This is a genomic window from Aeromonas sp. MdU4 (assembly GCF_041929505.1).
Classification (GTDB): domain Bacteria; phylum Pseudomonadota; class Gammaproteobacteria; order Enterobacterales; family Aeromonadaceae; genus Aeromonas.
The window spans coordinates 1-5,576 of record NZ_JBHFMW010000043.1; the positions used below are offsets into that span (position 1 = coordinate 1).

Here is a 5,576-nt window from a genome sequence, read left to right on the forward strand (position 1 = left end):
GCAGGGGTGGGTCCACTGATTGGGGTGATGGTGGGGCTCGCTGCCCGTCAGGAGACCTTTGTGGTGACGGGAGTGAGTTACTGCTTGTTGGGTGTCGCCTTCCTGATCGGATTTCGTCGTGAGGGGAGTGATAAACCCGTCGAGAGTCTTACTCTGGGGGCCATGCTCAAGGTAGTGGCGCGGGATCGGGCCTTTATGCTGTTTATCCTCGCCAATTTGCTGATGATGCTGGTATATGCGCAGGTGGAGTCGCCGCTCATTCAATATTTGACCCGGGCTGGCGCTCCCGAGGTGGAGACTCTGGTTGCTTTGCTGGTGGCGACCAATGCCGTCACCATCATTACGCTGCAGTTTCCCTTGCTCCATCTGACCCGGCGCTGGCGGGTAAGTTTGCGCCTGCAGTTCTCCATCCTGCTGATGGCTGCAGCCCAAGTGCTGTTTGCCCTGTCTGATCCGGCTTTGCACTGGCCCTGGCTGGTGGCGGTCTTTCTGCTGAGCGTAGGAGAGGCGGTACTCTTTCCACTTTTCAATGTGCTTATCGACGAGATGGCTCCACCTCATCTCAAGGGGAGCTATTTTGGGGCGAGCGCCCTCTCCGGGTTAGGTTGGGCGCTGGCTCCCCTGGTTGGTGGCTGGCTGCTGCAAGTGTGGGGGGGACCTGCGCTGTTTGCCGTGATGACGGGGATCTGCGTGCTGGTGTTTGCCCTCTATGGGGCTGGCCAGCGGGAGACCAGGGCGTCCCTTTACCCGCAGGAGTGAGAGTCAGTCGTAAGGCCGTCAGGGTTGTCGTTCCCCAGCGCGATTATTGCTGGTACCTCAGTGGGTTCCGTTGGGTGGGATGCTTTTGATGGCGCGCTTGGCTGCATACATCCTCTCGTCAGCCAGTCGTATCAGATTGAGGCCATCCTCGTAGTGCTCCGGTCCGGTCTGCGCTATGCCGATGCTGAGGGTGAGATTGCCCAGCCGCTCCTTGATGGCCTGATCCAGCCGTTTCAGGTAGATGTCGCGGGCCTGACTCTCGTTGCAATTGGGCAGGATCAGGCAGAACTCATCCCCGCCATAGCGAAAGCAGCTGTCCTCGGCGCGAAAAACCTGACGAATGCAGGTGCCGACGATCCGCAGAATTTCGTCTCCGCGCTGGTGCCCTTCGGTGTCGTTGATCTGTTTGAAATTATCGATATCGAGATAGGCGATGGCCAAGGGCTCGGCCCGGCGCTGGCAGGTGCGCAGGGTCAGTAACAACAGTTCGTTGAGATGGCGCACGTTGAGTAGCCCGGTCAGGGCATCGGTGCGGTTCAGATCTTCCAGTTGTCGAGTGCGCTCGCGCACCTTCTGCTCCAGACTCTTGGCATAGTTCTCCGACTTCTCTCTGGAGGACTCAATTTCCGCAACCAGACTGCGAATGTAGGTCTCGAACACCAGGGTAATGTCGAACAGAAACAGCTTGTCCAGTGCAGCCAGCATGGTGAGCCGATCCGATTCATCGGTAATCTGTTCGAACATATCTTCGATCAGCAGGGCTTTAAGCGTGTTGATTGCTGCCAGATAGAGCTTGGGTTCGACCCCTATCCGCTTGTGTACCAGTCCGATCCGCAACCGGTTGTTGACGTACTCCAGATCGTATTGGCCGCTAAAGAGATCAAGCACATATCGTCGCTGTGCCGTGCGTAGCCGGGTGAGGGTATCGGCATCGCCGATCAGCAGGGCGATCTCGGTGATGGCCGTCTGCTGCTGGTAGAAACGGTCCACCAGCGCATCGATCCGCGGTTCTATCTTGCCGCAATAGCTTGCCAGCAGAGCCACATCCTGTTCGCGCAGCAGCAGCAACTCCTTGCGATGGGCAATCTCGAATTCGGTGATGCGCATCTGCTCAAGCAGAGTCTGTTCGGTCGGATTCATCGTCGTCCTCTGTCCATGACGGGGCAGTTACTCTGTCCACAAGGTGGGCAGGGCAAGCAGAAAAGGGGCAATTGATATTGTAGTCAGTGAGAAGGGCCGGGAGCGTAATGACCCCTGCGAGAGGGGTCATGGAGGACCGATAGGGACTAAACGGGCAATAAGAGCTGCAGGTGTTATCAGAAGGTCAGCACTTTATCGGCAGCCAGGGTCCACTGGGCCAGTAGCGGCAGGGTGCCGATCTCGATCCCTTCAATAAGCGGCAGGGTGGTGATGCCACGGGCATCGGTGCAGGTTTTGCAAAGACGAATGGTGGCTCCCTGTGCCAGCAGGATTTCCAGCATCTGCCGCAGGTTGTACCCCTCGGCTGGTGCCTGGCCAGCCAGTGCTGCGCTTACCGCATCGGACATCAGGAACAGCTTGAGGCTGGCGCCACCTTGCTCGTTGAGGGCAATGGCTAGACGCAGGGCATTGAACAGGGATTCACTGCCGTAGGGGGCGCCGTTGGCAATGACCACAATCTGTTGATTCATAAGAGACTCCTGATTTTAAAAAGCGTCATTGTAGAACCAATATGATGGGGATTGCGTGATGTCGCACAACTTCTGACGTACCTTTTCCCGGCTAGCTTGACCTGACGGCGGATCGAGGTTCTTATGGTCAATTCGCAAACATGACCGGGTGAATCGAGATGTGGAAAGTATTAGGTGCGGGATTGCTGCTGTTGGCGGGTCAGGCCTATGGCAGTGAACCGGTTGGTTGCAAGGCCCGTCTGCAGGCCGTCAACGACCAGATGGTGTTCGCCAAGGCACACAACAATGCCGGACAAATCGCCGGATTGGAGCAGGCTGCCCGCAATATCAAGGCCTATTGCACCGATGAGGGACTGATCAAGGAGCAGCAACAGCGGGTGGTCAAGCTGCGGGGAGAGGTGAACGAACGTCTGCTCGAACTGCAGGAGGCGAGGGTGAGTGGCAAACCGGAGAAGGTAGCCAAGCATCAGGCCAAGCTGGAGGAGTCCCAAACCAAGTTGCTGGAGGCCCAGCGGGAGCTGGATGAACTTCATCGCTTGGTCAGCAAGTAACGGTGATTAAGGGATCAAAAAAGGCCGATTGCTCGGCCTTTTTTACGTTTACTACCCGTGTAGCAGCGCAAACGTCCCTATCAGCTTATCTCCTGCCTCTACATGAGCAGGATCCCGGAGGGTGCCATCTGTGAGTCGCAGATGCTGATGCCGGCGTTACTGCCTGTGCATCCGAACAAACTTCTCCATCAGCTGCTCTTCGGTCTCCACGTGGGCGGGATCCCGGATGATGAAGTCTGTGAGTCGCAGACGCTGATGCCGGTTTTACTGCCTGTGCATCCGGACGAACTTCTCCATCAGCTGCTCTTCGCTCTCCACATGAGCGGGATCCCAGATGATGCAGTCGATGGGGCAGACGCTGATGCAGGTCGGCTTCTCGTAGTGACCGACGCACTCGGTGCAGCGACTGGGATCGATCTCGTAGATCTCCTCGCCGAGGTTGATAGCCTGGTTCGGACACTCGGGATCGCACATATCACAGTTGATGCACTTGTCGGTGATGAGTAGTGCCATCTCAGGCGGCCGAGTGCGGCTGACGGGTATCCTGGCGCTCACCGAGGTTGCGCAGCAGGATGCCGTAGTTCACGTCCACTTCCTTCGGTACCGGCACATAGACCACGTGGCCGTTGCCCGGTGCGGTGTCGATGAGCTCGCCCTTGCGGTTTTGCATCTGCTCCAGATTGAAGCTGAGGTTGCCCTGCGGGGTCATCAGCTCCAGGCTGTTGCCTACCAGGAACTTGTTCTTCACTTCCACTTCCACCATGTCGCCGTTGCGACCGGTGATCTCGCCGACAAACTGCTGGGTGTCGGAGACCGAGTAGCCGTAGTCGTAGTTCTGGTATTCGCTGTGGTTGTGACGACGCAGGAAGCCCTCGGTATAGCCGCGGTGGGCCAGATTCTCGAGGGTGCCCATCAGGCTGCGATCGAACGGACGACCCGCTACTGCATCATCGATGGCCTTGCGATAGACCTGGGCGGTACGGGCGCAGTAGTAGAAGGACTTGGTGCGGCCTTCGATTTTCAGCGAGTGCACACCCATCTTGGTCAGTCGCTCGACGTGCTCGACGGCGCGCAGATCCTTGGAGTTCATGATGTAGGTGCCGTGCTCGTCTTCGAACGCGCTCATGTACTCGCCCGGGCGGTTGGACTCCTCCAGCAGCACCAGTGCATCGGTCGGCTTGCCCAGGCCCAGGGTGTTGTCCGGACGCACGGCGATGGGCTCCTGACGGTGGACGATCTGGCCCACGTCATCTTCCTTGCCTTCGTGCACCTTGTACTCCCAGCGGCAGGAGTTGGTGCAGGTGCCCTGGTTGGGGTCACGCTTGTTGATATAGCCGGAGAGCAGGCAGCGGCCGGAGTAGGCCATGCACAGCGCCCCGTGGACGAACACTTCCAGCTCCATCTCCGGCACTTGCATGCGGATCTCCTCGATCTCGTCGAGCGACAGCTCGCGGGAGAGGATGGCGCGAGTCAGGCCCATCTGATGCCAGAACTTCACTGTGGCCCAGTTGACCGCGTTGGCCTGCACCGAGAGGTGAATGGGCATATCCGGGAAGGCTTCGCGCATCATCATGATAAGACCGGGGTCGGACATGATCAGCGCATCCGGATTCATCTCCACCACAGGGCGCATATCGCGGATAAAGGTCTTGAGCTTGGAGTTGTGGGGCTGGATGTTGGCCACCACGTAAAATTGTTTGCCGAGGGCATGGGCTTCGTTGATGCCGAGCTGCAGGTTTTCGTGATCGAATTCGTTGTTACGCACCCGCAGGCTGTAGCGGGGCTGGCCGGCATAGACGGCATCGGCGCCATAGGCATAGGCGTAACGCATGTTCTTGAGGGAACCTGCGGGGGAGAGCAATTCTGGTTTAAACATGGCGGACTCTTTATATCTGATTGCAAATCAGGACGGCGCCACCTGATGGCGCCGTATGGATTGAGTGCGGTCAACATCAAGCTCGTTGGAAGGTGGCTTAATGGACCGTGACCCGATGACGGCATATCCGGGGCCCATCAACAGAAGGCGCACCGGATATTCGGGGTGCGAGATTGTACTCGCCCCCATGTCATCATGCAATTTGGCAGGGATGCAACCAGAACGGAAAATGAGTTATCAGCAATGCGTAGCAGCGAGTGGCCAGGAATAACTGATGTTCAATGCCTCGGCGCGAGTTGAAACAGGGGAAACTGTTCACTCATAAAATTGCGGGGGGTATGGCCATTACCTGCGGTAGCGAGCCACTCCCAGTCCAGTTTTGGCGAGCCAGCCTTGAAGCGTTGATAGGCAACGCCCTGATGGATGGTCAGAAAGAGGGTCGTGGGGAGTCCCAGCTTGTTGCTGTAGCGCACCATCAGATCGCCCTGATAGTCGTTGCTTATTCTGACTTTTAGCGCCTGCAGTGTCAGACCGGTGGCGTGACCATGCTCGTCCCAGACTTCAAACATGATGTAAACACTCTGATATTGATTATGCCACGATGAGCAAGATGGGATGCAATTGCAACTGTCAGATCTGACAAGGTCGAAAAAGTGTGGGGGGGTAGAAAGCGAAAACCCGGCGCGAGGCCGGGTTTTCTTGAATGATGGTGGAGGGAGA

Annotated in this window: 7 protein-coding genes; 2 read left to right on the forward strand and 5 right to left on the reverse strand. The window is 57.5% G+C overall.

All coding sequences use genetic code 11. The annotated features are described in order from the left end of the window. On the forward strand, window positions 1–759 hold a 759-nt coding region (locus ACE1BR_RS21865; protein WP_374874015.1), incomplete at its 5' end, for an MFS transporter. Between the two features lie 57 nt (window positions 760–816). Here the strand turns inward: ACE1BR_RS21865 and ACE1BR_RS21870 are convergent. Both ACE1BR_RS21870 and ACE1BR_RS21875 read right to left on the reverse strand, forming a co-directional pair. After that, complete coding sequence (locus ACE1BR_RS21870; protein ID WP_374874017.1) at window positions 817–1,899, reverse strand: protoglobin domain-containing protein; 1,083 nt, start codon at window positions 1,897–1,899, stop codon at window positions 817–819. Window positions 1,900–2,075: 176 nt separating this feature from the next. After that, entirely contained in the window at window positions 2,076–2,429 is a 354-nt protein-coding gene (locus tag ACE1BR_RS21875; protein ID WP_374874019.1) for a DsrE/DsrF/TusD sulfur relay family protein, read from the reverse strand. Window positions 2,430–2,587: 158 nt separating this feature from the next. Here ACE1BR_RS21875 and ACE1BR_RS21880 point away from each other — a divergent pair, with 158 nt between their 5' ends. After that, window positions 2,588–2,980: a DUF1090 domain-containing protein gene (locus ACE1BR_RS21880; RefSeq protein WP_374874021.1), complete on the forward strand. Its 393-nt coding sequence runs from the start codon at window positions 2,588–2,590 to the stop codon at window positions 2,978–2,980. 264 nt (window positions 2,981–3,244) lie between these two features. Here ACE1BR_RS21880 and ACE1BR_RS21885 read toward each other — a convergent pair whose 3' ends face one another. The 3 genes from ACE1BR_RS21885 to ACE1BR_RS21895 all read right to left on the reverse strand — a co-directional run bounded on the left by ACE1BR_RS21885 (window position 3,245) and on the right by ACE1BR_RS21895 (window position 5,425). Then, a complete protein-coding gene (locus ACE1BR_RS21885) occupies window positions 3,245–3,493 on the reverse strand; it encodes a YfhL family 4Fe-4S dicluster ferredoxin (protein WP_374874023.1) in 249 nt (82 codons plus the stop codon). Window position 3,494: 1 nt separating this feature from the next. Beyond that, a complete protein-coding gene (yegQ, locus tag ACE1BR_RS21890) occupies window positions 3,495–4,856 on the reverse strand; it encodes a tRNA 5-hydroxyuridine modification protein YegQ (protein WP_374874025.1) in 1,362 nt (453 codons plus the stop codon). Window positions 4,857–5,134: 278 nt separating this feature from the next. Next, window positions 5,135–5,425 (reverse strand): hypothetical protein, encoded by a 291-nt coding sequence (locus ACE1BR_RS21895; protein WP_374874027.1) that lies wholly within the window; start codon window positions 5,423–5,425, stop codon window positions 5,135–5,137. Window positions 5,426–5,576: the final 151 nt, after the last annotated feature.

Bases quoted from the DNA above. Each gene is read 5' to 3' on its own strand.
- ACE1BR_RS21895 (WP_374874027.1), bottom strand. From the start codon at position 5,425: ATGTTTGAAGTCTGGGACGAGCATGGTCACGCCACCGGTCTGACACTG.
- ACE1BR_RS21880 (WP_374874021.1), top strand. From the start codon at position 2,588: ATGTGGAAAGTATTAGGTGCGGGATTGCTGCTGTTGGCGGGTCAGGCC.
- ACE1BR_RS21885 (WP_374874023.1), bottom strand. From the start codon at position 3,493: ATGGCACTACTCATCACCGACAAGTGCATCAACTGTGATATGTGCGAT.
- yegQ (WP_374874025.1), bottom strand. From the start codon at position 4,856: ATGTTTAAACCAGAATTGCTCTCCCCCGCAGGTTCCCTCAAGAACATG.
- ACE1BR_RS21875 (WP_374874019.1), bottom strand. From the start codon at position 2,429: ATGAATCAACAGATTGTGGTCATTGCCAACGGCGCCCCCTACGGCAGT.
- ACE1BR_RS21870 (WP_374874017.1), bottom strand. From the start codon at position 1,899: ATGAATCCGACCGAACAGACTCTGCTTGAGCAGATGCGCATCACCGAA.